This window comes from Oleomonas cavernae, assembly GCF_003590945.1.
Lineage (GTDB): Bacteria > Pseudomonadota > Alphaproteobacteria > Zavarziniales > Zavarziniaceae > Zavarzinia > Zavarzinia cavernae.
The window spans coordinates 3,040,206-3,064,548 of record NZ_QYUK01000011.1 but is presented as its reverse complement, the minus strand read 5'-3'; the positions used below and the strand labels follow the sequence as shown (position 1 = coordinate 3,064,548).

Below are 24,343 nucleotides of genomic sequence, written 5' to 3'. Positions count from 1 at the left end.
CCTCAGCCGGCCGGGTCCAGAGGACCCCGCGGCACGAGTTCACGGTAAGCCGCCCAGGTGGCGTGGCCGATGAGCGGGTAGGCGACGGCAAGGCCCACGTAGAAGGTGATGGCGCCCAGGCCGATGATGAGCACGATCAGGGCGGCCCAGCCGATCATGATCTGCCAGTTGGCACGGCAGGCCCGCACGGAGGTGGCGATCGCCGTGACGACGTCGACGTCGCGGTCGAGCAGCATCGGGATCGAGATGGCGCTGATGGCGAAGACGACGGCGGCCAGAACCAGGCCGACGGCATTCGACAGCAGGACGAAGGCCAGATTGTCGGTGGTCAGGAAAATCGCGCCGAAAAGATCGGCGACGGGCGGCGGCGCCGAGCCGAAGAACAGGGCAAACAGCAACAGGGCGATGCGTGTCCAGGCCAGGAAGAACAGGGCGAGGACCAAGCCCATCAGGGCGATCTGTCCGGCGTTGCGCCGGACCGCGCTTAAGGCATCGACGATGGTGACGGGCAGGCCGGCCTCGTGGCGGCGGCTCGCCTCATAGAGGCCGACCGCGATCAGCGGTGCCAGGAACATGAAGCCGCCGAGCAGTGGCAGCAGCAGGAACCAGCGCTCGTCGGCGATGATGGCCAGGGTTACGATCCACGACAGCAGGCTGAGCGCCAGGCCATAGGACAGGCTGACGCCGGGGCTGCGGCGCAGATCGGCATAGGCCGCCTTGAGCCAGCGCGCGGTCGGGTCGCCTTCGAGGAGGCGAATAGGGATCACGCCGTTGGGCTCCATGGTCTGCACCGGCCGCCGGCCTCAGACCCGATTGCCGAAATAGCGCATGGCCATGACGAAGGCGAACATCAGGAAGCCGAAGCCGGCGACATAGCCGTAGTCGTCGGGCGCCTTGGCGGCGAGCATGACGCCAAAACCGCCGATGGCGGAAAAGGCCGCCGCCATCAGAACCGGGGCGATCGCTCCCTCGACCCGGCTGTAGGCCTGAAGGCGCGCGGCCGGCGCTACCGCGGTCTTGTACTGGGCGTTGGACATCTGGTTTCCCTCCGGGGGCATCAAAGCGGGCTAACTTGTCGCAATGCTGCGGCCTCCCTAGGGCGCCGGCCATGATCTGGATCAAGGCAGCCCCCCTCCTGCCCCCTTAAGTTGCGGCAGTTACTGAAGCGCCGCCAGCGAGGGGCGAGGACCATGGCAACTGAAACCGCACTATCTCCCAGCCCGGGCCTCAGGGCCTTGAAGCAGGCACCAGCCTACCGCGACGACGTGACCCGATGGTTCATGATGGCGGCTGTCTTCTGGGCAATCGTCGGCATGCTGGTGGGCGTCGTGATCGCCGCACAGCTGACCTTCCCGCTCCTCAATCTGGATTTGCCGTGGACCAGCTTCGGCCGTCTGCGCCCGGTCCACACCTCGGCCGTCATCTTCGCCTTCGGCGGCTCGATGTTGATCGGCACCTCGTTCTATATCGTCCAGCGCACCTGCCGGACACGACTGTTCGGCGGCTACGCGGCCGATTTCGTGTTCTGGGGCTACCAGTTCTTCATCGTGGCGGCCGCGCTCAGCTACGTCATGGGCGGCTCGCAGTCGAAGGAATATGCCGAGCCGGAATGGTACTTGGACCTCTGGCTCGCCATTGTCTGGGTCACCTACCTGGTGGTCTTCCTGGGCACGGTCATCAAGCGGCGCGAGCCCCACATCTATATCTCGAACTGGTACTTCCTGGCCTTCATCGTCACCATCGCCGTGCTCCACATCGTCAACAACCTGGCGGTACCGGTGTCGTTCTTCGGCACCAAGAGCTATTCGCTCTTCGCCGGTGTGCAGGATGCGATGTCCCAGTGGTGGTACGGCCATAACGCGGTCGGCTTCTTCCTGACCGCGGGCTTCCTGGCGATGATGTACTACTTCGTCCCCAAGCAGGCCGAACGGCCGATCTGGTCCTACCGGCTGTCGATCATCTCGTTCTGGAGCCTGATCTTCATCTACATCTGGGCCGGTCCTCACCACCTGCATTACACCGCGCTGCCCGACTGGGTACAGATGCTGGGCATGACCTTCTCGGTTATGCTGTGGATGCCGAGCTGGGCCTCGATGGTGAACGGGATCATGACGGTCTCGGGCCGCTGGGATCGGCTGCGTACCGACCCGATCCTGCGCTTCATGATCGTCGCGGTGGCCTTCTACGGCATGTCGACCTTCGAGGGTCCGCTGATGGCGATCCGCGAGGTCAACGGTCTCAGCCACTACACCGACTGGACCGTCGGCCACGTCCACTCGGGTGCCTTGGGCTGGGTCGGCTTCATCTGCTTCGGCGCGCTCTATCACATCGTTCCCAAGCTGTGGGGCCGCGCGGCGGTCTACAGCCAGGGAGCGATCCGGGTGCACTTCTGGCTCGGCACCCTGGGCATCGTCCTCTACATCACCGCGATGTGGGCGAGCGGGATCATGCAGGGCCTGATGTGGCGTGCCCACGACAGCCTCGGCTTCCTGCAATACAGCTTCGTCGAAACCGTGGCGGCCATGCACCCGTACTACGCCATTCGCACCCTGGGCGGCCTGGTCTTCCTGTCGGGTGCCATCCTGATGGCCTGGAACCTGTGGATGACCATCCGCGTCGGAGAACCGGCCAAGGCCGACTCCCCGCCGCTCCTGCAGCCCGCAGAATAATCGGAAAGGTCCGGATCATGGCCACCGTCTACAGCATTCACGAAACCCTGCAGAAGCACTCGATCAAGCTGCTGGCCGGCATCCTGGCCGCGGTATCGGTCGGCGGCATCGTCGAGATCGCGCCCCTGTTCCTGATCGAGAATACGATCGAGAAGGTCGAGGGCATGCGTCCCTACACGCCGCTCGAACTGGCCGGGCGCAACATCTACCTGCGCGAGGGCTGCTACCTGTGTCACAGCCAGCAGATCCGGCCGTTCCGCGACGAGGTGGAACGCTATGGGCCCTACAGCCTGGCGGCCGAGAGTATGTACGACCATCCCTTCCAGTGGGGGTCCAAGCGGACCGGGCCGGACCTGGCGCGGGTCGGCGCCAAATACTCCGACGACTGGCAGGTGCGCCACCTCGCCGATCCGCGCAGCCTGGTGCCGGAGTCGGTCATGCCGGCCTATTCGTTCCTGCTGACCTCCCCGCTGGACGGATCGGATATCGCGGCGCACCTGAAGGCGCTGCGCGTCACCGGGGTGCCTTATACCGACGACCAGATCGCGGCGGCGGCGGCCGACTTCACCGCCCAGGCCAGCCCGGACGGTGCAGGCGCCGAGTTCGAGGCGCGCTGGAAGAAGGCGGTATCGCGCGACTTCGACGGCAACCCGGCGCAGGTAACCGAGATGGATGCGCTCGTCGCCTATCTGCAAATGCTCGGCACCCTGGTCGACTTCCCCAAGATCAGGCCCGACGCCGATTTCAACCGGTAATCCGACAGAGGTGATGCCGTGGAATTCCAAGAAACGCTGATCGTCAGCCGTATCGTCGGCCTGATCCTGTTCCTGTCGATGTTCGTCGTCTTCTGCACCTGGGCCTATCGCCCTGGCGCGCGCGGCAATTACGAGGATGCAGGGCGCATCCCGTTCCGCGCGCCCGAGGAGGAATAATCATGAGCACCGCCGACAAGCCCGAAATCGACGCCATCACCGGCTCGAAAATCCATCCTCACGAATGGGACGGCATCCGCGAACTGGAAACGCCGCCGCCGCGCTGGTGGGTCTTGACCTTTGCCGCCTGCGTGATCTTCTCGCTGGCGTGGTGGGTGCTGTATCCCGCCTGGCCGTCGTTCTCGGGCTATACCCCGGGCGTGCTGGGATACTCGACCCGTGCCGAGCTGGCACAGACCATGGCGGCGGTCACGGCCGCGCAGGCGCCGATGAACGACCGCCTGGCCAAGCTGGATTACGCGGCCGCGGCCGCGGATGCCGACGTGATGAACTTCGCGACCGCGGGCGGCCGCGCCTTGTTCGCCGAGAATTGCGCCCAGTGTCACGGCTCGGGCGCCCAGGGTAACGTCGGCTTTCCCAATTTGCTCGACGACGATTGGGTGTGGGGTGGCGACTATGCGACCTTGCAGGCGACCATCGAGCACGGCATTCGCGCTGCCAACGACGTCGACACCCGGCAATCGCTGATGCCCGCCTTCGGCAAGGACGGCATGCTGACGCGCGAGCAGGTTGCCGACGTCACGCAGTATGTCCTGGCCCTGTCGGGTCAGACGGCGGACGCGGCGGCCGCGGGCCGCGGCGAGGCGGTCTTTGCCGAGCAGTGCGTCTCCTGCCATGGCGAAAAGGGCGCGGGCAACCGTGAACTGGGCGGGCCCAAGCTGGCCGATGGTATCTGGCTCTATGGCGGCGATGCCAAGGCGATCGAGGCGCAGGTGTGGAATCCGCGCGCCGGGGTGATGCCTGCGTGGGCCGGACGTCTCGATGCCCTGGCGATCAAGAAGCTGGTGCTCTATGTCCACAGCCTGGGCGGCGGCGAGTAACGCAACAGTACCCGAGGAAGCGCAAGATCATGGCCTCCCTGCAGCCTGCGGCAGCCGAACCACAAGAGGACAGCCCCCTGTGGTTCGCGCGGCCGCCGGTCGTCCCCAAGAAAGTCAAGGGGCCGTTTCGCCGGATCAAATGGGCGGTCATGACCGTCCTGCTTGCGATCTACTGGGGGGTGCCCTGGTTGCGTTTCGACCGGGGCCCCTTCGCGCCCGACCAGGCGGTGCTGATCGACCTGCCCGGGCGCAAGGCCTATTTCCTGTGGTTCGAGATCTGGCCGCAGGAGATCTACATCATCACGGGCCTGCTGATCGTCGCGGCGATCGGCCTGTTCTTCGTGACCGCCATGCTGGGCCGCGTGTGGTGCGGCTTTGCCTGCCCGCAGACCGTCTGGACCGACCTGTTCATGATGGTGGAGCGCTGGGTCGAGGGTGACCGGGCGCAGCGCCTGCGCCTGGCCAAAGCGCCGTGGACGGTGTCCAAGATCGCCCAGCGCCTGGCCAAGCACAGCCTGTGGATCGCCATCGGCTTGGCGACCGGCGGTGCCTGGATTCTCTATTTCAACGACGCACCGACGGTGATGCCGCAGTTGTTTCTCGGCACCGCGGGCGCCGGCGTCTATATCACCATCGGACTGCTGACCTTCTCGACCTATCTGCTGGCTGGCTGGGCGCGCGAAAGCGTGTGTACCTTCATGTGTCCCTATGCCCGCTTCCAGTCTGCCATGTTCGACCGCGACACGCTGGTGGTGTCGTATCGCGACTGGCGCGGCGAGAAGCGCGGCAAGCACAAGGCCGGCGACGGCTGGGAGGGGCGCGGTCATTGCATCGATTGTCGCCAGTGCGTCGAGGTCTGCCCGACCGGCATCGACATCCGCGGCGGCCTGCAGATGAGCTGCATCTCGTGCGGGCTGTGCGTCGATGCCTGCGACGGCATCATGGACAAGGTCGGCCTGCCCCACGGGCTGATCGGCTACGATACCGAACGCAACATGGCGCTGGGCGCCGCCGGCAAGCCGCGGCAATGGCATTTCATCCGCTTGCGGACGCTCGGCTACTTCGTCGTCTTCGCGGCGGCCGGGGCGGCCGTGCTGTGGGCGTTGCTGGCGCGCTCGCCGCTGGAGGCCAGCGTGCTGCCGGATCGCAACCCGCTGTTCGTGCGCCTGTCGGACGGCGACCTGCGCAACGGCTATACGCTCAAGCTGCTGAACAAGACCAACCAGCCCCAGCACATCATCATCAGCCTGGACGGCCTGGCGCAGGGCCAGCTGACCGTCCTGGGGCACGAGGGCGAGGCGGCGCCGAGCCTGGAACTGGCCCCCGATACCGTGGCCGCGCTGCGTCTGTTCGTGCGCCTTGATACTGATCAATGGGCGGGCGAGCCGATCGACTACCATTTCAACATTCATGACGCGGCCCGCGATCTGACCGTCACCACCCCGGCCCGTTTCGAAGGACCAAGGCAATGAGCACCGTTTCAACCGAGCGACCGCGCACCGGGCTGACCGGCATCAGGGTGCTGGCCATCCTGCTGGGGTTCTTCGTCACCGTCCTGGCGGTCGATACCATCATGATCGTGGGCGCCCTGGAGAGCCGGCCGGGCTTGGTCACCGACCATGCCTATGAACGCGGCCTCGCCCACAACGAGATCCTGGCAGCCGAGGCGCGCCAGGCGGCGCTGGGCTGGCGTATCGCCCTCACCCTCGCCGATGGCCGGATGATCCTGGTCGTGCGCGACCGGACGGATACCGTGCTGGTACCCGACCGGGTGGAATTGCGGCTGATCCGCCCGACCGAGGCCAGCCTCGACCGCACCCTCGTCCCGCGCCCGCTGGCCGACGGCGGCTGGCAGGCAGACCTCGCCGGCATTCCCGCCGGCCAGTGGGAGGTCGCGGTCATGGTGGTCCGTGGCACCGAGCGGATGGACCTGCTGGACCGGGTGGTCATCAGATGAGCGCCGTTGCCGATCATGCCGGCAGTGCCGGGCTTGGTCCGGCGCCGGTTTCAACCACGGACTTGGCGCGCCATGTCGTAACCTCGGGCGGCGTCAACCGCCTGATGCTGGCGATCGACGGCATCCATTGCGTCGCCTGCGTCCAGCGCATCGAGCGCGCCTTGATGGCCGAAGCCGGCGTTGCCAGCGCGCGGGTGAACTTCACCACGCGGCGCCTGACCCTGGCCTGGCGCGGCGCCCCGACACGGGCGGCAAGCCTGGTCGCCCGCCTGACCGAACTGGGCTTCGTCGCGCGGCCGTTCGACATCGGCCGCCTGGAAGCCGCCGACGCCGTGCAGGACCGGCGCCTGCTGCGGGCGATCGCCGTGTCCGGCTTTGCCACCGGCAACGTCATGTGGCTGGCGATCGCGGTGTGGGCCGGCGTGTTCCAGGACATGGGGCAGGGCACGCGCACGCTGCTGCACTGGGTACAGGCCATGATCGCGCTGCCGGCGGTGGCCTACGCCGGCATGCCCTTCTTCACCTCGGCCTGGAATGCCGTGCGTGCCGGCCGCGTGAACATGGACGTGCCGATCGCCGTGGGGGTATCCCTGGCCGCCCTGATGAGCCTGGTGCAGACCATCATCGGGGCCGAGCAGGCCTATTTCGATGCCGCGATCTCGCTGGTGTTCCTGTTGCTGGTCGGGCGCTTCCTCGATCTGCGGGCCCGCGGCCGCGCCCGCACAGCGGCCGCCCATCTCCTGTCCTTTGCCGTGACCGAAGTGACGCGGCTCAAGGCCGACGGCCGGGCCGAGGTCGTCGCGGTCGAGGCGATCGGCATCGGCGATACGGTGCTGGTCGCCGCGGGCGGTCGGATGCCGGTCGACGGCAGCATCGTCGCCGGCCGGTCGGATGTCGATTCGAGCATGCTGACCGGCGAGAGCGTGCCGGTGTCGGTCGGCGTCGGCGACCAGGTGTTCGCCGGGACGATGAACCTGGGGGCGCCCCTGACGGTGGTGGCGGGGGCCATCGGGCCCGACACGGTTCTGGCCGAAGTGGTTCGCTGCATGGAAGCGGCCGAGCAGGGCCGCGCCCGCTATGTCGTGCTGGCCGACCGCCTGGCCCGAGCCTATGTGCCGGCGGTACACGGCCTGGCCCTGGTGACCTTCCTTGGCTGGTTTTTCCTGGGCGCGGCGGGCTGGGCCGAGTCGCTGCTCTACGCCGTGGCCGTGCTCATCATCACCTGCCCCTGTGCCCTGGGCATTGCTGTGCCGGCGGTGCAGGTGGCAGCGTCCGGCCGCCTGTTCAAGCGCGGCATCCTGCTGAAGAGCGCCACGGCGCTGGAGCGCCTGGCGGAAATCGACACCATCGTCTTCGACAAGACCGGCACCCTGACCCAGGGCCGGCCGGAACTGGCGGACGAGGCCGAGGTTCCCCCCGATCTGCTGGCCCTGGCCAGCGGCCTGGCCGCGTCGAGCAGCCATCCGCTGTGCCTCGCCCTGCGGCGTGCGGCGCCCGGCGCCCCGGCGCTGCCCGGCGTGACCGAACAGGCCGGCGACGGCCTGCTGGCGATCGTCGACGGCAAGCCGGTCCGCCTGGGACGCCGTGACTTCGCGGCCCCCGACGCCGCCGAAGTGCCCGACGGCCGGCCCGAGATGTGGCTGGCGGTGCAGGGCCGGCCGGCGATACGCCTGTCATTCCACGATGCCTTGCGCGCGGACGCCGTGGCGACCATCGCCCAGCTTTCCCCGCACTATCGGATTCTGCTGCTGTCGGGCGACCGTCCCACGGTAACGGCGGCGCTCGCGGCCCGGCTGAATCTCAGCGATTGGCGGGCCGGGCAGCGGCCTGCGGACAAGGTCAAGGCGATCGAAGGCCTGGCGGCGCTGGGATGCCGGGTACTGATGGTCGGCGACGGCATCAACGACGCCCCGTCGCTGGCGGCGGCCCACGCCTCGATGGCGCCCAGCGCCGCGGCCGACATCAGCCGCACGGCGGCCGATGTGATCTACCAGGGCGGCGGGTTGGCGGCCGTGCCGGCAACCCTCGCGGTGGCGCACCGCGCCCAGCGCCTGGTGCGGCAGAACCTGGGGATCTCGCTGGCCTACAATATCACGCTGGTACCGCTCGCCATGGCCGGCCTGGTGACGCCGCTGCTCGCCGCCGTGGCCATGTCGGTCTCGTCCCTGACCGTGATCCTGAATGCTCTGCGCCTGGGGCGGGCAGGGCTTGGAGGGCCGACGCCGTGACCATCATGCTTTATCTGATGCCCATTGCCCTGACCCTGGGCCTGGGCGGCTTGGCGACCTTCTTCTGGGCGATGAGGTCCGGGCAGTTCGATGACCTCGAGGGTGACAGTGCCCGTATCCTCTTCGACGACGAAGGGCGAGGGCCAGCGTTCGACAGATAGGTCGGTACTTCGGTACTCCTACCGTTACCAATCACACGCACAAAAAAACATCGACTGGCCGGATGGCCAGTCGATGCGTTTGTTCACTTCGCTCATACATTCTGCGTCCTTCGACAGGCTCAGGATGAGGAGAGTCTTTATGGCAAAAAGATTCTCCTCATGGTGAGCCTGTCGAACCACGCAACCAAGGTCGCCCAGGGCGACCTTGGAAGCTCCAGGCATCAGAAGCGATAGCCGACCCCGACGCCGATCAGCAGCGGGTTGATATCGACGTCCGCGCGGACCGCCGCCGGGCCGGTCAGGCCGCGCACGGTGACGTCGGTCGACAGGAACACTTGCTTGACATCGAGATTGAGCGACCAGTGGTCGTTGAGCGGCACGTCGACACCGGCCTGCAGGGCCCAGCCGAAATTGTTCTCGTAATCGACCGAGACGCCGTCCGGCTCGTCCTTGCCGTAGAAGATCGTGTAGTTGACGCCGGCGCCGACGTAGGGCCGGATCTTGCCTTCAGGCGCGAAGTGGTATTGCACCAGCAGGGTCGGCGGCAGCAGCCAGACATCGCCCAGGTCGGTCTTGGCGCCCAGGGGCGTGTTGATCGCCTCGGCGTTGTGCGGTGTCGTACCAAGGATCAGCTCGATGCCGATGTTGGGCGTGACGAAATAGGTGATGTCCAGTTCCGGCACCACCGAGTCGTCGATCGACACGTCGCCGGGGATGGCGCCCACGCCATCGAGGCTCAGGTCACCGCTTTCCTGCGGCAGCACGATCAGGGCGCGGCCACGGATCATCCACGGGCTCTGCTCGGCCGCCTGGGCCGGCATGGCGGCAACCAGGCCCAGACCGGCAGTCAACGCTGCGGCCAGGGGCAGGGCACCTTTCATTTTATGCAACATCTATCATCCCTCCGAAACGGCGATGCAACGGCATGACCGATGGCGTGACCATGGTCCGGCGAGGGGGGACTGGGCGTTGATTGAAATCAATCTATGCGGGCTGCGACGAAAGGGACCGGTCAAATCCGATGCAAGTGTCCATTTGGCCACAGGGCGTGCACCCGACAGCAGGATGCCTATGATGGCGCCATGTCCGAATCGCCCGCCCCCCCGCACCACGAGGCTGTCATCACGCGACTGCCGGAACTGCCCGCCCTGGTGGCGGGGGTGCGCGGCGCCGTGGTCGTGCGGCCCGAGGGCGAGATCGAGGAATTGTCCCTGCGCGAGGCCGCCCGGGTGGCGGAAGGCGGGCAGGTCATCGTCGCCCATGCCCCCTTGACCGCAAGGCGCCTGGGTCTGGCCGGGCTGCGCGCCTTCGATGTCCTGGAATTGTTCGCCTTCGTGCGGCCGGCGCGCTTTTGCCTGCCCAGCCCCGCCGGCCTGGCCGCGCTGTTCCACCTGGCACTCCCCGCCGACATGGTCGACGAGGCGGCCGTGCTGCCGGCCGTGGCGCAATATCTGCTGGACGAGCTGGCGACGGCCAAGGACAGAGCCGAGGCGGCCCGCATCGCCCACACCATGGGCAAGGGCGGCTGGCCCTGGGCGCCCTATGTCCTGGCGGCCCTGGGGCTGGCCGACGGCGGCGAAGGGCGGGGCAGCGGCCTCGACGTCTGGAACCGCCTGCCCGACTGGGAGGAACCGCCGCCGGCCCAACCGCCCCTGGGCCTGGCCGTGGAGGAGGCCGAGGCGCGGGCGGCGCTGGACCGGATCAAGGGCGCCGGCGCCGAGGAACGGACGGCCCAGGGCGATTATGCCGCCCTGGCGGCCCAGGCCTTCGGCCACCGCGATGTCGCCGGCGCGCCGAAAATGATTCTGGCGGAGGCCGGCACCGGCATCGGCAAGACCCTGGGCTATATCGCGCCGGCCTCGGTCTGGGCGCAGAAGAACCAGGCGGCGGTGTGGCTGTCGACCTATACCAAGAACCTGCAGCGCCAGCTCGACCGCGAACTGGCCAAGCTGTATCCCGACCTGGCCCTGCGCTCGCGCAAGGCGGTGATCCGCAAGGGGCGGGAGAACTACCTGTGCCTGCTGAACCTCGAGGAGGTGGCAGGGCCGGGCGGGGTGAAGCCGGGGACCAGCGCGGTGGCGATCGGCCTGGTCGTGCGCTGGGCGCGGGCCAGCCGCGACGGCGACATGGTGGGCGGCGATTTTCCCACCTGGGCGATCGAACTCCTGGCCGGGGCCAGGCTGGGCGCGCTGACCGACCGGCGCGGCGAATGCATCCATTCCGCCTGCGCGCATTTCCGCAAATGCTATGTCGAGCGGGCACGCGCGAAGGCCAAGGCGGCGGAAATCGTCGTCGCCAACCATGCCTTCGTGATGATCCAGGCCGCCCTGGCCAGCGACGGCCGCGACCTGCCCTCGCGCTATGTCTTCGACGAGGGCCATCACGTCTTCGATGCCGCCGACAATGCCTTCTCCGCCCATCTGACCGGCACCGAGACGGCCGAGCTGCGCCGCTGGATCCGCGGGGCCGAGGCGGGGCATCGCCGCGCCGGCCGCGGCCGGGGGATCGAGCGGCGCCTGGGCGACCTGGTCGCCAGCGACGAGTCCGGCGCCACGGCCCTGGCCGAGCTGCGGATCAGTGCGGGCGTCCTGCCGGCCGAAGGCTGGCAGGCGCGCATCGCCGACGGCGGCGCGGTCGGCCCGGTCGAGCGCTTCCTGGCCGAGGTGCGGCGCTTCGTCTCCGCCCGTGCGCTGGAACGGCGCGGCGGCTTCGCCCTCGAGGCGCCGGCGCTCGACCCGACGGCCGAACTCTCGGAATCCGCCCATGCCGTCGATGCCCTGCTGCGCCGCCTGCTGGAGCCCGCCGCCGCCCTGAAGGGGCGCCTGGCCGCGCGCCTGGACCAGGAGGCCGACGACCTCGACACCCCCACCCGCCTGCGCCTGGAAGCCGGCATCCGCAGCTTGGAACGCCGGGTGGTGCAGCCGGTCACCGCCTGGCGCGCCATGCTGCGTAACTTAGGGCAGCCCACGCCACCCGAATTCGTCGACTGGCTGGCGATCGAGCGCGACCAGGGCGCCGAGCGCGATGTCGGCCTGCACCGCCATTGGATGGACCCGACGCGGCCCTTGTCCGGCGCCCTGCTGGAGCGGGCGCACGGCGTCCTGATCACCTCGGCCACCTTGCGCGACAGCGGCCCGCAGACGGCCGACGACTGGCACGCGGCCGAGGTGCGCACGGGCGCCTCGCACCTGATCCTGCCGGCCCGGCGGGCGAGTTTCCCCTCGCCCTTCGACTATGCCCGGCAGGCCCGGGTGTTCATCGTCAACGACGTGCGCCGCGACGAGGCCGACGAGGTCGCGGCCGCCTACCGCACGCTGTTCCTGGCGGCGGGCGGCGGCGGGCTGGGCCTGTTCACGGCGATCGACCGGCTGCGCCGGGTCCATGCCCGGATCGAGCGCCCGCTCGACGAGGCCGGCATCAGGCTCTATGCCCAGCACATCGATCCCATGGACGTGGGCACGCTGGTCGACCTGTTCCGCTCGGAAGAGCATTCCTGCCTGCTGGGCACCGACGCCGTGCGCGACGGGGTCGACGTGCCGGGCCGCGCCTTGCGCCTGATCGTGTTCGACCGGGTGCCCTGGCCCCGGCCCAGCCTGCTGCACCGGGCCCGGCGCGAGGCCTTCGGGGGTGCTGCCTATGACGACATGCTGGTGCGCCTGAAACTGCGCCAGGCCTTCGGCCGCCTGATCCGCGGCCAGGGCGATCACGGCGTCTTCGTCATGCTCGACGCCATGACCCCCAGCCGCCTGCTGCCCGCCTTCCCTGACGGCGTGCCGGTCGAGCGGGTGGGCCTGGCCGAGGCGGTGAAGGCTGTGCGGGCGTTTCTGGCGGATGCCAATGGCTTTTGATGCCACGCCTGGATCAGTTTTCCGAAATCATTGCGTCATCCCCGCGCAGGCGGGGATCCACGGCTGTGACAGGCCGGGTCTGTTCCAGTATGCCCCGGCGGTGGATCCCCGCCTGCGCGGGGATGACGCGTTTCCCTTTAATGGAAAAGCGTTCTAGGTAACCAGTACCATCTCCAGCGGCCGGCGGGCGCTGGCCGGGGCGGTGCGGGCCGGGTGGCCCAGGCGGAACAGGAAGGTGGGGTGCCAGGCGGGATCGCCGCCGATCGCGCCGAGCTTTTCCGCCCAGCCTCGGGACTGCTTGGTGGCGCGGTCGCGGTCGACCATTTCGGCCATCTGGTTCAAGGGCTGGGCGGCCAGGCCGGCGACGGTCAGGGTCAGGTGCAGGCGCTGCCACAGGCGGCCGACCGCCAACTGGCCGCGCCGGTCGTCGAGGTCGCGCACCTGGATCAGGCCGAAGGCGGCCGAGGCGGCGACCGCCTGCTCGGTTCCCCCGACCCAATAGTCGCCGATCATCTCGGGGCTCGGCTCGGGCAGGAGCTGGGCGATGGTGGTCATCACGGGCGAGAGCCCCGCGGTGGCAACCGAAATGCCGTCGCGATGGCGGGCGACGGCACGCGGCGAATTGCGCATCCAATGGTGGCTGGCGCCGTTCATGTCCGGGTCGGCGACGATCGCCCGGGTCGCCTCGACCGAGCCGCGGGCGAACAGGCCGGCGGCCGGGGCATCGGCCGGGATCAGGGTCAGGCGCAGGGCGGGATCGTCGGCCAGGGCCGCGAGGGCCGCCAGCTGCTCGGGGGCCACGGCCTTGTCGGCGAAAGGTGCGCGCTCGGTGTGGCGGTGGCGGATGGCCCGGGACAGGTCGCTGGCGGCGGCCGGCGCCGGCATCAGCGCCAGCCGCGCCGCGCGGGGGCCGGTCCCGTCGGGCAGCAGGGTGATGCTGGCCTGTCGCCCGACCTCGGGCGCGAAGACCGCCATGGTTTCGATCAGGCAGCCCAGGCTTTGCCATTGTTCGCGCCGAAAGGGATCGAAGTCGCCGATATTGCGGCTCTCGTCGACCAGCACGTCGATCGCCTCGTCCTCGACGCGCAAGCGCCAGGGCTGGGTGTTGTGGGCATTGGCCGACAGGATGCCGGCGCGCGCGATGCGCAGGGCGGGCGGCCCCGGCAGCTCCAGCTCCGCCCAGGCCTGCCACGGGTCGGGCGAGAGCGGGCCGATGACACCGGTATCGGCCGCGCGCCAGGCGAGGCCGCCGGTCGCGGCCAGGGCGGTGCCCAGGGCCAGCCGGCGCAGTATGTGTCTCCGTGTGGTGACATTGGGGGTGTGCAAGGGGGCAGGCATCGAAATCTCCCGTCGGGTCAGGTCAGTGCGGTGCGGGCGAGGGCGGCCAGGCTGGCTTCCAGGCGCACCCAGGCGGCCTCGCCGGCGATCTCGATGCCGCCGAACAGGCGGATCTTGCGGGCGCGCACCGCCAGGTAGCTGACCCCGGCGGCCAGCAGGGCGGTCACCGCCAGCAGGTCGTCGTCGGGGCCTGCCGCCAGGTCCAGGGCGGCGACCAGGGCCATGGTGCGGCTCTCGCGCACCTCCTCCAGGATGACGGTCAACTCGTTGCGGGTCACCGTCTCGAAGGCCATGATTTCCAGGGTCAGCGGCCGCCGCCGCAGGGCGCGGGCGAAATTGACCAGGACGGCGGCCAGCACCTCGCCCGGCGGCTGGCCGATCAGACGGGCCGGATCGCCGCCCGCCAGTTCCTCGACCGTGGGCCAGAAGTCGGCGCTTTCGCCGAAGGCGCGCAGCAGCCCTTCCAGCCCCCGAAATAACGATAGATCAGCACCTTGTCGCAGCCGGCCTCGACCGCGATGCGGTTGACGCCCAGGGCGGCAAAGCCGTCGCGGGCCAGGACGTTGCCCGCCGCCGCGACCAGGCGCGCCTGGGTTGCCGCGCGGTCGCGCGGGCCGGGAAGAGCGGGGCGGGGCTGGATGGGTGCCATGGCGCCAGGGTAACGAAGTCACCATTCGGTGACAAGGACTTTTCCGGCGATGCCTTGTTTCGGGGGTGGCGATCCTCTATTTCTGCTGCGCCGCATGAAGACGGGGAGTTGGCATGACCGAACATATCGGCCACCAGGACGCGCTGATCTGGGTAATGGTTTGCACGGCCGCGGCGGATGGCGACCTGACCGACCGCGAGTTGCACAGCATCGGCGAAATCGTGAAGACCCTGCCGGTCTTCCGCGGCTACAACACCGACAAGCTGCCGGATTCGGCCCGTGCCTGCGGCGCCATGCTGCATGCGCCCAACGGCCTCGAGGAAGTGATCCGCATGATCGCGGCGAGCCTGCCGCTCGAACTCCACGACACCGGCTATGCCCTGGCCTGCGAACTGGCGGCCGTGGATTCGCATCTGGAAGTGTTCGAGGCGCGCCTGCTGCAGATCGTGCGCGGCGGCCTGAAGATCGATCGCCTGCACGCCGTCGCCATCGAACGCGCCGTCCAGGCCCGCTATCGCTCGATCTGAGGCCCTCCGGAGCGGTGTTCACCAACTGGTCGGCACCGCGCAAAGCCCTCTCCTCCGCGGGAGGAGAGGGTTGGGTGAGGAGGTTGTCGGGGCAAACACCGGCACCTCGAAGCGGCCCAACCCACCTCCCCCAGCCCCTCCCCCCGCAAGCGGGCGGAGGGGAGTCACAACGGTGTCGGCCCTACAGGTTGGGCTGCGGCGTCATCCGCAGGTAGGGTTTCAGCGCCTTGTAACCTTTGGGGAACTTCTGCTTGATCACGTCGGGGTCCTGCAGGGCGGGAACGATGACGACATCGTCGCCGTGCTGCCAGTTCACCGGCGTCGCCACCGAATAGCCGTCGGTGAGTTGCAGCGAGTCGATCACCCGCAGGATCTCGTCGAAATTGCGCCCCGTGGAGGCCGGATAGGTCAGGGTGAGGCGCAGCTTCTTGTTGGGATCGATGACGAACACCGAACGCACCGTGAAGGTGTCGTTGGCGTTGGGATGGATCATGTCGTAGAGGTCGGCGACCTTGCGGTCGCTGTCGGCCAGGATCGGATAGTTGAGCTTGGTGCCCTGGGTTTCCTCGATGTCGCCGACCCAGCGGGTGTGGCTGTCGAGCGGATCGACGCTCAGCGCCAGGACTTTCACGTTGCGCTTGTCGAATTCGGGCTTCAGCTTGGCGGTATAGCCCAGCTCGGTGGTGCAGACCGGCGTGAAATCCTTGGGATGCGAAAACAGGACACCCCAGCTCGAGCCCAGCCAGTCGTAGAAATGGATCGGCCCGGCGGTCGATTCCTGGGTGAAGTCGGGGACGATGTCGCCCAATCTGAGAGTCATCGGAATGCCTCCTTGTGCCATTAGGGTGCTGCCTTGATAGCCGACACCCTCCACCCAACGCGCATTATTCACAAGTGGAATTTCAATGGCGAAAATATAGAACACAAATAACGTGTTATAACCTGAGTCAAGGCGCCGCATGCTGGCCACTGGCCAATGGATGTCCGCCCTGTATTGTCTAGCGCTGCCGACTCCGCTCGGGACTGGATATTGATGAAAACGATCTTTCTGCTGCGCCATGCCAAGTCGAGTTGGGACGATACTTCTCGCGATGATCACGACCGGCCGCTGAATCAGCGCGGCGAGCGCGCGGCTGCGCTGGTCGGCCGCTTCCTGCAGCAGGAGGGGCTGATCCCCGACCTGATCCTGTGCTCCAGCGCCAAGCGCACGCGCGAAACCCTGACCCTGGTGCAGGCGGTGCTGGGCGACGACCATCCCGCCCTGATCGAGCCGGACCTCTATCTTGCCGCCGCCGACGTGCTGTTCGACCGCTTGCGCAAGGTGGGCGAGGACGCCGCCAGCGTCATGCTGATCGGCCACAACCCCGGGCTGGAAGACCTGGCGACGACGCTGATCGCGCCCAAGGCGACGGCGCTCGAAGACAAGCTCGCCGCCAAGTTCCCCACCGGGGGTCTGGCCGTGATCCGCCTGCCCGGCACGCGCTGGCGCGATCTCAAGCGCAGGAGCGGCAGCCTGGAATTGTTTGTCGTGCCGAGGGATCTGGTGTGATGGGCGCGGAAGTCGAATTGAAGCTGGGCATCGCCGCCGAGGATCTGCCGCGCCTGCGGCGCCTGGGCCTGCTGTTTCGCGGCGGCCTGGTGCCGGCGGCGACCAAGCACCTCAAGACCACCTATTTCGATACGCCGGACCGCATCCTGGCGGCCTCGCGCATCACCTTGCGGGTGCGGGAGGATGGCGACCGCCGCCTTCATTGCATCAAGCTGCCGGTTGAAAGCCTCGCGGGGCTGGCGACCCGGCGGGAATGGGAAGTCGAAAGTGCCGATACGACGCCCAATTTCGCGGCCTTCGTGCCGGGCACGGTCGACAGCCTGCTCGACCTCGAAAAGCTGACGGCGGCCGGGATCGAGCCGGTCTTCGTCACCGATTTCCGCCGCAGCGTGCGGCTGATGCCGCTGGGCGACGATGGGGTGGTCGAGATTGCCATCGACGAGGGCACGATCCGTGCCGCCGGCGGCGCCGAGGCGCCGATCTCGGAACTGGAGTTCGAGCTGAAGTCCGGCTCGGCGGCGGCCCTGTTCGACCTGGCGCTGGCCGTGACCGAGCAGGTTCCGGCGCGGATCATCGTCGAGGCCAAGGGCGAACGCGGTGCCCGCCTGGCCGCCGCCGAGCCGCCGCCGGCGGTGAAGGCGCCCAAGCTGGCGCTCGGCCGTGGGCAGTCGGTGTCCGATGCCTTCGCCCGCATCGTCCAGGATTGCGTCGGCCAGTGGCTGGCCAATGTCGAGGCAGTGCTGGATGGCAGCGATGCCGAGGGCGTGCACCAGATGCGGGTGGCCCTGCGCCGGCTGCGCTCGGCGTTCCGCCTGTTCCGCCGGGTGCTGGGGCCCGAGCCGGCGACGATGCTGTCGAACGAGGTCAAATGGCTGGCCGGCAGCCTGGGCCCGGCCCGCGACTGGGATGTCTTCATCGGCGATGTCGCCGGGCCGGTGTTCGAGGCCCTGGGCCCCGATGGTCGGTTCGAGCGCATCCTCGAGCTTGCCCGCAGCGAGCAGGGCCTGGGCTATGGCGTTGCCCGCGCGGCGATCGAGGAGCCGCGGCACACGAGGCTGGCCTTGACCCTGGGGCGCTTCGCCGCCGGCCGCGGCTGGCAGGCCGGGGGCAAGGGCGAGATCCTGGACGGCCCGGTCGAGACCTTCGCCGCCGGCATGCTGGACGCCCATTTCAAGCGGGTGCGCCAGAAGGGCAGGCATATCATGCGCCTGGATGCCGAGGCGCTGCACGGCCTGCGGATCGAGATCAAGCGCCTGCGCTACGCTTTGGAATTCTTCGGTTCGCTGTTCGACGGGCGGGAAGTGAAGCATTTCCACGAGGGGCTGGCGGGCCTGCAGGATTTCCTGGGCAATCTGAACGATCTGACGGTCGCCCACCGCCTGATCGGCAGCCTGGGCCGGGCCGATGCGGGCCGGGCCTATGCCGAGGGCGTGCTGGCCGGCTTCCATGGCGCGTCGCTCGATCGCAAGCGGGCAAAGCTGCGCGAGCAATGGGCCGCGGTGCTGGCCCAGGAGCCGTTCTGGCGGGAATGAGCCTCAGTTGTGGACCGGGGGCCGGCGCTGGGGATTGAGCCAGTCCTCAAGCCGCTTCCAGCCCCGGGTCAGCAGCCAGGTGATGACGAAGTACAGGATCGCGGCGTAGAGGTAGACCGAGAACGAGAAGGACTGGGCAAAGGCGCGCTTGGTCTGGCCCATCAGTTCGAAGATGGTGATGATCGAGGCGATGGCGCTGCTCTTGATCATCAGGATGATCTCGTTGCCATAGGCGGGCAGGGCGAAGCGATAGGCCCCGGGCAGGATCACCCGGCGCAGCATCAGCACCCGGCCCATGCCCAGCGAGCGGGCCGCCTCGATCTCGCCCGGCGGGATCGCCTCGATGCCGCCGCGCAGGATCTCGGCGGTATAGGCGGCGGTGTTCAGGCTGAAGGCGATCAGCGCGCACCAGTAGGCCTCGCGGAAGACCCCCCACAGGCCCATGTCCTCGAAGAACGGCCGGAACTGGCCCGAGCCGTAGTAGATCAGATAGATCTGGGCCAGCAGCGGCGTGCCCCGGAAGAAGAAGATGTAGGACGTCGCCCAGGCGCTCAGGAAACTGTTCTTCGACAGCCGGGCAAGGGCGATGGGGATGGCCAGGATGCCGCCCACCAGCAGCGAGATGAAGGTGATCTCGAAGGTCAGCCACAGGCCGTCGAGCAGGCGCGGGCCATAGCGGCCGAGCACCGGCAGATGCTCGGTGATGAAGGCGCCGGCCGGGTCCAGGGCGAACGAAAAAATGTCGCCCAGCAGCAGCCACACTTCGCGCAGGCCCATCTTGACCAGGCCGAACAGATGGACCACCCAGCCGATGACCTCGCCCAGGCCCCACAGCAGCCAGCTTAAGGCAAAGCCGACGGCGTCGCCCAGCCCCTGCCAGAAGCCGCCGCCCTCGGGCGGTACCAGGGCGTCGGGGGTCGCGGGTGCGGTGTTGGCGGGATCCATCGTCGCCCCTCAGACCCGGCGCACGCCGCGCGAGGCCCAGCGCTCGACACGGTTGAAGGCGATCATCGAGACGCCGGTGATGGCGAGATAGACTAGGCAGGCGACCCCGAAGAACAGGAAGGGTTCCTTGACCACGCCGACGGCGATGAAGGTCTTGCGCATCAATTCGTCGAAGGCGATGACCGAGATCAGGGAGGTATCCTTGATCAGCACCAGCCACAGATTGCCCAGGCCCGGCAGGGCAAAGCGCCAGACCTGCGGCAGCAGGATGCGCCGGATCACCAGGGCGCGCGACATGCCGATGGCGCGGGCGGCTTCGAGCTGGCCGCCGGGGACCGACAGGATGGCGCCGCGGAAAACCTCGGTCGCGAAGGCGCCGAAGACCAGGCTCAGCGCAATCACGCCGGCGGCAAAGCCGCTGACCTCGACCGGCTCGTCGGTGCAGATCGAGGCATTGGCCGCTTCCAGCCCCAGGCTGTCGAGCTTGGCGCCCAGGTCGAGGGCGGCGCACAGGGCGGGCGTGTCGAGCAGGGCAAGCGCGCCCTGCAGGCCGAATTGCAGGCCGTAGTAGATCAGCAGCAGGGTCAGGAGTTCGGGGATGCCGCGGATCACCGTGGTGTAGGCATCGCCCAGCCGGTTCAGCCATTTGTTCGGCGCCAGCTTGGCCCCGGCCCCCAGCAGGCCAATGATCAGCCCGACGCCGAGCGAGACCACCGCCAGGTGCAGGGTCAGCTTGGTGCCGGTCCACAGGTCGTCACCCCAGCCGGTGGGCCCGAAGCTGAGCAGGTCGACGTAGCGCAGCGTGCCGGGCGCCACCTGCGCGATCCAGGCATAGATGGCGCTGCCGACCACGGCGAAGAGATCGCCCAGCACATCGATGACGAAGCCCAGCACCTGTCCGACGGGCCACCAGATCCAGCCGACCAGCCAGGCCAGGCCGTCGAACGCGAGGCCGATCAGCTTGAACAGGCCGATGACGCCGGCGGCGAGCCAGCCGATCACATCGCCGAAACCGGCCGTCACCGGGGCGAGGCTGGCGGGATCGGCGGCGGGCGCGGGAGGGGCTGGCACGCGGGGGTGATCCGATCCGGCCTAGAGGTGCTTGGCCAGGAATTGGCGGCAGCGTTCCGAGGCAGGGCTCTTGAACACCGCCGACGGCGGCCCCTCCTCCTCGACCTTGCCCTGGTGCAGGAACATGACGTGAGAGGATACATCGCGGGCAAAGGCCATCTCGTGGGTGACCACCAGCATGGTGCGGCCCTCGTCGGCCAGGTCGCGCATCACCTTCAGCACCTCGCCCACCAGTTCGGGGTCGAGGGCGGAGGTCGGCTCGTCGAACAGCATGACGGCGGGGTTCATGGCCAGGGCCCGGGCGATGGCGACCCGCTGCTGCTGGCCGCCGGACAGGTGTGCCGGATAATAGTTGCGCCGCTCGGCCAGGCCGACCTTGGCGAGCAGGGCCTCCGCCTCGGCGACGGCTTGCGTGCGCGATTTGCCCAGGACATGGATCGGCGCCTCGATCACGTTCTGCAGCACGGTCATGTGGGACCACAGGTTGAAGCTTTGGAACACCATGCCGAGCTTGGCGCGGATGCGGTCGACCTGGTGATGATCGACGGGATGGTTGCGGCCGTGGCGATCGCGCTTCATCGCGATTAATTCACCTTCAACGCAAATTTCCCCCGAATCTGGTGTTTCGAGGAGATTGATGCAGCGCAGGAAGGTGCTCTTGCCCGAGCCGGAAGCGCCAATCAGGGAGATTACATCGCCCTTGCGGGCGGCCAGCGATATGCCTTTGAGGACTTCAAGGTTGCCGAATCGCTTGTGGACATCGTCCACCGTCAGCGTCGCACCGTCCATGCCCTCGCAACCTCGCTGCTTTCCCCGAAATCAAGGCTAAGACGGTTGTTGCAGGGGCGTAAAGGCAATTCCGCTGCATTGCAGTGCGGGGGCCAAAAACGACAACGGCGCCCGCAGGCGCCGTTGTCGTCGCAGCCTTTCGGCGCTCAGTTCAGGTCGAAACTGTCCGCGCCCTGGCCGTCGCTCGAAACCTTCGCCAGCGCATTCATCATGACGGCGCGCAACTCGCTGACGGAATTGGGATTTTCCACCACGCCGATGACCCGGCGGCGCGACGAGCGCGAGGCCATGCCCTGGCCCGGCTCGCTGAGCATGACGACCGGCGCGCGCGAGCCGAGGCGAACCGCGCCGTCGATCACCACCGATGACGACCAGCCCTTCAGGTCGGAGTCGACCACGATCAATTCGGGCCAGGTGCTCATGATCTGGCGCAGCCCCGAATAGCCGTCATGGGCGACCGTCACCGCGAAGCCCCAGGACGACAAATGCTCGCGCAAGTGTCGGCTGCGTTCGATGTTGCTGTCGACCAGCAGGACCTGGGGTCCATGATGCGCGGTGCTCGTCAAGGCCTGCCCCATAGTCGCATTGTCGCCGTTTTGTTCACCCGTTGGCGTCAAAAGAGCGACGCGCTAACTCATGCCGCAACCTTTGGAGATGCGGGGGGATGGGTCAAGGAGCAAACGCCCCAATTCTCCTTGAATTCTGGCGCTGCACATATCCTCCCAAAATGGGAATTACCCCCGGAATACAACCATAATAGTTGTTAAACGCTTCGATTCGGCTGTTATTCGCGTGTATTACGGATGCAACGGATCGCGTCGCAGCACATCGGACCGGGTGCTGGGATCGGCCGGGCAGGTAAGGGCGGGGCGACATCTGTTGTCCGGGGCGCCTTGACTTGGTGGCTTGCGAATTAAGGGGCTGGGACAACATGTACAAGATTACCGGAAGCAAGTTTCTTCTCGGCACGACGGCGCTGGTTGCTGCCCTGTCTTTGTCGGGTTTCGTGGCCGGCCAGGATGCCGTTCCCGTCTCGAGCGATCAGTTCGGCTACGGCACCAAGGCGGTCGCGGAAACCAACCTGCATCTCGACCTCTTCGGCGGCGGCGATGAAAACGGCGGCATCTATGGCGGTGCGCCCAGCCTGACGATTCCGATGGGCGACAGCCTCGGCCTGCAGGTCGACGGCATCGCCGGCGTCGCTGCCGACGAGGTCGGCTTTGCCGGCGGCGCGGCGCAACTGTTCTACCGCGACCCGCAGACCTTCCTGGTCGGGGTCTCGGGCGGCGGCTACTTCGTCGAAGGCTATGCCCAGTACGCCGTTGCCGGCGTCGTCGAGGCCTATCTCGACAATGTCACGCTGGAGGGCCTCGCCGGCTACCAGACCGGCGACATCATGGATAGCTGGTACGGCCGCGCCGGCATCGCCTTCTATCCCAACCCCAACCTGCGCCTGGGCGCCGGCGTCAGCTATTCCGACGAGAACGAGTTGGGCGGCGACGTGCAGGCCGAAGCGCTGCTGACCGATGTCCCGGGCATGGCCCTGTTTGCCACCGGCGTATTCGACCAGCAGGGCGCCCTGGGCTATGGCGGCGTCCGCTTCTACTTCAACAGCGCCACCAACCTCATGTCGACCGACCGCACCAAGCAGGCGGGCGAGGCAACGCTGATCGGCATCCACCGCAGCCTGAGCCGGCCCAACTTCTTCATGAGCGCGGCGTCGGGCTACGGCATCCGCCAGATCAGCCTGGCGGCCGGCGCGATCACCGGGGGCGACGGCTTCGGCGACATCATCGGCGGCCCCAGCGACCCGCGGAATCCCGAAAATCCGAACAACCCGAACAATCCCAATAACCCCAACAACCCCAACCCCGGCCTGATCGACGTGGTTCAGGACGTGCTGGGCAACCTCACCGACAATACGGCGCTGCAGCCGCTGACCGATCTGGTCGATGCCCTGCTCAACCCCAATGACGGCGCGCTCAGTGCGCTGACCGGGGCCTTGAACGACCTGACTCAGATCGAGGGCGGCGCGCTAGGCCCGCTGACCGATCTGGTGAATGGCCTGGTCAACACCCAGAATCAGGCCCTCGAGCCGCTGATTTCCAGCCTCAACGATGTCCTGGCCGGGCTGACCGGCGGCGTGCCGACCGGCGACCTCGCAGGCGGCCTGCTGGGCGGCATCGGCGGCGGCGGCGACAGCGGCTTGGCTGGCCTGCTGGACGGTCTGCTCGGCGGCCTGACCGGCGCCGGCCAGAGCCAGGGGCTGATCGACGTGGTCGGCGACGTGGTCGGCAACCTGGGCGACGGGACGCCGCTCCAGGGCGTGACCGACCTGGTGGGCAGCCTCGTCGATGCCCAGACCGGCACCCTGTCGCCGCTCACCGGGCCCCTGAACGACCTGACCTCGACCGCCGGCGGCCCGCTCGCCCCGGTGACCGATCTGGTCGACGGCCTGCTCGATACCCAGGGCCAGGCACTCGAGCCCGTCATCTCCGGCTTGAATGCGGCGCTGGGCGGTCAGTAGGTTGCGTTGCTTCGCGTCTGCCGGCGCATCACCTCAGTGTGGTGCGCCGGCGTTCATTTGAGCGGCGGGCCATTTTGCCATTCGCCGCGACTTTCGCTAAGATGACGTCATGAACACCACCAAAGCCTCCCCCTCGGTCACAGCCCGGCTGGCGAAACTCGCCGTGTTCGTGCTGGCGGCGGGCCTCCTGGTAAACATCGCGGCCTGCGGTGCCCGCCTGGGTGGCAGCGCCAACGGCGGCTCGGGCCGTTCGAGCTCGGCCAGCGGTGGGATCTCGATTCCGTTCCCCTGATGATTGCCGGGTAGGCCGGGCCAGGGTGCATCCGCTCTGGACCCGCTTGTTCCCACCGCTGACGGTTTCTCTTGAGATCGGCGCCGCGACAGGTTTCGCGGCCGATCGCTATTGGGCGTTCAAAGGCAATGTAACCGCGCTTTTTGCAGTGCAAGAGAGAATGCGCGAACCCCCCATTTTAAAGGGATTTTCCTCCCTGCTTGGGTGATATTCGGTTCTGTCTCGCGCCAGTTCGATTATAGTCAACTTCGGCGGAGGGGATCGAGTTGCAGCCGGAAAAAAATAACCGCCCTGCTTGGGGACACCGGCGCATATGCAAACGAAACCTTTACCAAATTGCGCCAGCGTGGCGCACATCGCGGTGGAGTCTTTGCCGGCGTGAAGCGGCAACGGCGTCATCGAACGGGGACTTTGGCGTAAAGGGCGCGTTCCGATGGGGCGATCTAAG

Annotated in this window: 25 protein-coding genes; 14 read left to right on the top strand and 11 right to left on the bottom strand. The window is 67.8% G+C overall.

Annotation, left to right across the window (positions count from 1 at the left end; all coding sequences use genetic code 11):
• Positions 1 to 2 precede the first annotated feature (2 nt).
• Positions 3 to 767, bottom strand: a complete 765-nt coding sequence (locus D3874_RS18690) for a DUF2189 domain-containing protein (RefSeq protein WP_158596104.1) — start codon at positions 765 to 767, stop codon at positions 3 to 5.
• 36 nt (positions 768 to 803) lie between these two features.
• The gene (locus D3874_RS18685) at positions 804 to 1,037 is read right to left on the bottom strand and encodes a hypothetical protein (protein WP_119779577.1); all 234 of its coding nucleotides are present in this window, start codon (positions 1,035 to 1,037) and stop codon (positions 804 to 806) included.
• A 153-nt stretch (positions 1,038 to 1,190) separates the two neighbouring features.
• Here D3874_RS18685 and ccoN point away from each other — a divergent pair, with 153 nt between their 5' ends.
• From ccoN to ccoS, 8 genes are read left to right on the top strand one after another with little or no spacing between them, the layout of a single operon-like run.
• Entirely contained in the window at positions 1,191 to 2,669 is a 1,479-nt protein-coding gene (gene ccoN, locus D3874_RS18680; protein WP_119779575.1) for a cytochrome-c oxidase, cbb3-type subunit I, read from the top strand.
• A gap of 17 nt (positions 2,670 to 2,686) precedes the next feature.
• Entirely contained in the window at positions 2,687 to 3,424 is a 738-nt protein-coding gene (gene ccoO / locus D3874_RS18675; RefSeq protein WP_119779573.1) for a cytochrome-c oxidase, cbb3-type subunit II, read from the top strand.
• An 18-nt stretch (positions 3,425 to 3,442) separates the two neighbouring features.
• On the top strand, positions 3,443 to 3,601 hold the full coding sequence (locus tag D3874_RS29450) for a cbb3-type cytochrome oxidase subunit 3 (RefSeq protein WP_199699139.1): 159 nt from the start codon (positions 3,443 to 3,445) through the stop codon (positions 3,599 to 3,601).
• A gap of 2 nt (positions 3,602 to 3,603) precedes the next feature.
• The gene (gene ccoP / locus D3874_RS18665) at positions 3,604 to 4,482 is read left to right on the top strand and encodes a cytochrome-c oxidase, cbb3-type subunit III (protein ID WP_119779571.1); all 879 of its coding nucleotides are present in this window, start codon (positions 3,604 to 3,606) and stop codon (positions 4,480 to 4,482) included.
• Positions 4,483 to 4,511: 29 nt separating this feature from the next.
• On the top strand, positions 4,512 to 5,954 hold the full coding sequence (gene ccoG, locus D3874_RS18660) for a cytochrome c oxidase accessory protein CcoG (RefSeq protein ID WP_119779569.1): 1,443 nt from the start codon (positions 4,512 to 4,514) through the stop codon (positions 5,952 to 5,954).
• Positions 5,951 to 6,439: a FixH family protein gene (locus tag D3874_RS18655; RefSeq protein WP_119779567.1), complete on the top strand. Its 489-nt coding sequence runs from the start codon at positions 5,951 to 5,953 to the stop codon at positions 6,437 to 6,439. The genes ccoG and D3874_RS18655 overlap by 4 nt, the downstream gene beginning before the upstream one ends.
• Positions 6,436 to 8,667 carry a heavy metal translocating P-type ATPase gene (locus tag D3874_RS18650; RefSeq protein ID WP_119779564.1) on the top strand — a complete coding sequence of 744 codons (2,232 nt, stop codon included), beginning with the start codon at positions 6,436 to 6,438 and terminating at the stop codon, positions 8,665 to 8,667. Before D3874_RS18655 ends, D3874_RS18650 begins: the two co-directional genes overlap by 4 nt.
• Positions 8,668 to 8,672: 5 nt before the next feature.
• The gene (gene ccoS, locus D3874_RS18645) at positions 8,673 to 8,828 is read left to right on the top strand and encodes a cbb3-type cytochrome oxidase assembly protein CcoS (protein ID WP_338016762.1); all 156 of its coding nucleotides are present in this window, start codon (positions 8,673 to 8,675) and stop codon (positions 8,826 to 8,828) included.
• 221 nt (positions 8,829 to 9,049) lie between these two features.
• Here the strand turns inward: ccoS and D3874_RS18640 are convergent, their stop codons facing one another.
• Complete coding sequence (locus tag D3874_RS18640; protein ID WP_233560021.1) at positions 9,050 to 9,721, bottom strand: OmpW/AlkL family protein; 672 nt, start codon at positions 9,719 to 9,721, stop codon at positions 9,050 to 9,052.
• 189 nt (positions 9,722 to 9,910) lie between these two features.
• Here D3874_RS18640 and D3874_RS18635 point away from each other — a divergent pair, with 189 nt between their 5' ends.
• Positions 9,911 to 12,676 (top strand): ATP-dependent DNA helicase, encoded by a 2,766-nt coding sequence (locus tag D3874_RS18635; protein ID WP_119779557.1) that lies wholly within the window; start codon positions 9,911 to 9,913, stop codon positions 12,674 to 12,676.
• Between the two features lie 153 nt (positions 12,677 to 12,829).
• Here the strand turns inward: D3874_RS18635 and D3874_RS18630 are convergent, their stop codons facing one another.
• Genes D3874_RS18630 through D3874_RS18620 form a run of 3 tightly spaced genes read right to left on the bottom strand, consistent with a single transcriptional unit; the run spans position 12,830 to position 14,663 of the window.
• Positions 12,830 to 14,014, bottom strand: coding sequence for a nitroreductase family protein (locus D3874_RS18630; RefSeq protein WP_147385721.1), 1,185 nt, complete (start codon positions 14,012 to 14,014; stop codon positions 12,830 to 12,832).
• Positions 14,015 to 14,031: 17 nt separating this feature from the next.
• Positions 14,032 to 14,373: a hypothetical protein gene (locus tag D3874_RS18625; RefSeq protein WP_119779551.1), complete on the bottom strand. Its 342-nt coding sequence runs from the start codon at positions 14,371 to 14,373 to the stop codon at positions 14,032 to 14,034.
• A gap of 20 nt (positions 14,374 to 14,393) precedes the next feature.
• A complete protein-coding gene (locus D3874_RS18620) occupies positions 14,394 to 14,663 on the bottom strand; it encodes a TetR/AcrR family transcriptional regulator (protein WP_119779548.1) in 270 nt (89 codons plus the stop codon).
• A 113-nt stretch (positions 14,664 to 14,776) separates the two neighbouring features.
• Here D3874_RS18620 and D3874_RS18615 point away from each other — a divergent pair, with 113 nt between their 5' ends.
• Positions 14,777 to 15,190, top strand: a complete 414-nt coding sequence (locus D3874_RS18615; RefSeq protein ID WP_119779545.1) for a tellurite resistance TerB family protein — start codon at positions 14,777 to 14,779, stop codon at positions 15,188 to 15,190.
• Positions 15,191 to 15,371: 181 nt separating this feature from the next.
• Here the strand turns inward: D3874_RS18615 and D3874_RS18610 are convergent, their stop codons facing one another.
• Complete coding sequence (locus D3874_RS18610) at positions 15,372 to 16,010, bottom strand: peroxiredoxin (RefSeq protein ID WP_119779542.1); 639 nt, start codon at positions 16,008 to 16,010, stop codon at positions 15,372 to 15,374.
• 213 nt (positions 16,011 to 16,223) lie between these two features.
• Between D3874_RS18610 and D3874_RS18605 the strand changes: the two genes are divergently transcribed.
• Positions 16,224 to 16,739, top strand: coding sequence for a SixA phosphatase family protein (locus D3874_RS18605; RefSeq protein ID WP_158596103.1), 516 nt, complete (start codon positions 16,224 to 16,226; stop codon positions 16,737 to 16,739).
• Positions 16,739 to 18,271: a CYTH and CHAD domain-containing protein gene (locus D3874_RS18600; protein WP_119779536.1), complete on the top strand. Its 1,533-nt coding sequence runs from the start codon at positions 16,739 to 16,741 to the stop codon at positions 18,269 to 18,271. The genes D3874_RS18605 and D3874_RS18600 overlap by 1 nt, the downstream gene beginning before the upstream one ends.
• Before the next feature lie 3 nt (positions 18,272 to 18,274).
• Here the strand turns inward: D3874_RS18600 and D3874_RS18595 are convergent, their stop codons facing one another.
• From D3874_RS18595 to D3874_RS18580, 4 genes are all read right to left on the bottom strand, one after another.
• Positions 18,275 to 19,216: an ABC transporter permease gene (locus D3874_RS18595; RefSeq protein ID WP_119779533.1), complete on the bottom strand. Its 942-nt coding sequence runs from the start codon at positions 19,214 to 19,216 to the stop codon at positions 18,275 to 18,277.
• Between the two features lie 9 nt (positions 19,217 to 19,225).
• Entirely contained in the window at positions 19,226 to 20,287 is a 1,062-nt protein-coding gene (locus D3874_RS18590; protein WP_233560020.1) for an ABC transporter permease, read from the bottom strand.
• 21 nt (positions 20,288 to 20,308) lie between these two features.
• Positions 20,309 to 21,076: an ABC transporter ATP-binding protein gene (locus tag D3874_RS18585; RefSeq protein ID WP_119779530.1), complete on the bottom strand. Its 768-nt coding sequence runs from the start codon at positions 21,074 to 21,076 to the stop codon at positions 20,309 to 20,311.
• Between the two features lie 146 nt (positions 21,077 to 21,222).
• On the bottom strand, positions 21,223 to 21,642 hold the full coding sequence (locus D3874_RS18580; RefSeq protein ID WP_158596102.1) for a DNA-binding transcriptional response regulator: 420 nt from the start codon (positions 21,640 to 21,642) through the stop codon (positions 21,223 to 21,225).
• A 365-nt stretch (positions 21,643 to 22,007) separates the two neighbouring features.
• Between D3874_RS18580 and D3874_RS18575 the strand changes: the two genes are divergently transcribed.
• Positions 22,008 to 23,603 carry a hypothetical protein gene (locus tag D3874_RS18575; RefSeq protein WP_119779524.1) on the top strand — a complete coding sequence of 532 codons (1,596 nt, stop codon included), beginning with the start codon at positions 22,008 to 22,010 and terminating at the stop codon, positions 23,601 to 23,603.
• A gap of 109 nt (positions 23,604 to 23,712) precedes the next feature.
• Positions 23,713 to 23,895 (top strand): hypothetical protein, encoded by a 183-nt coding sequence (locus tag D3874_RS18570; protein WP_119779522.1) that lies wholly within the window; start codon positions 23,713 to 23,715, stop codon positions 23,893 to 23,895.
• The last annotated feature ends 448 nt before the right edge of the window (positions 23,896 to 24,343 follow it).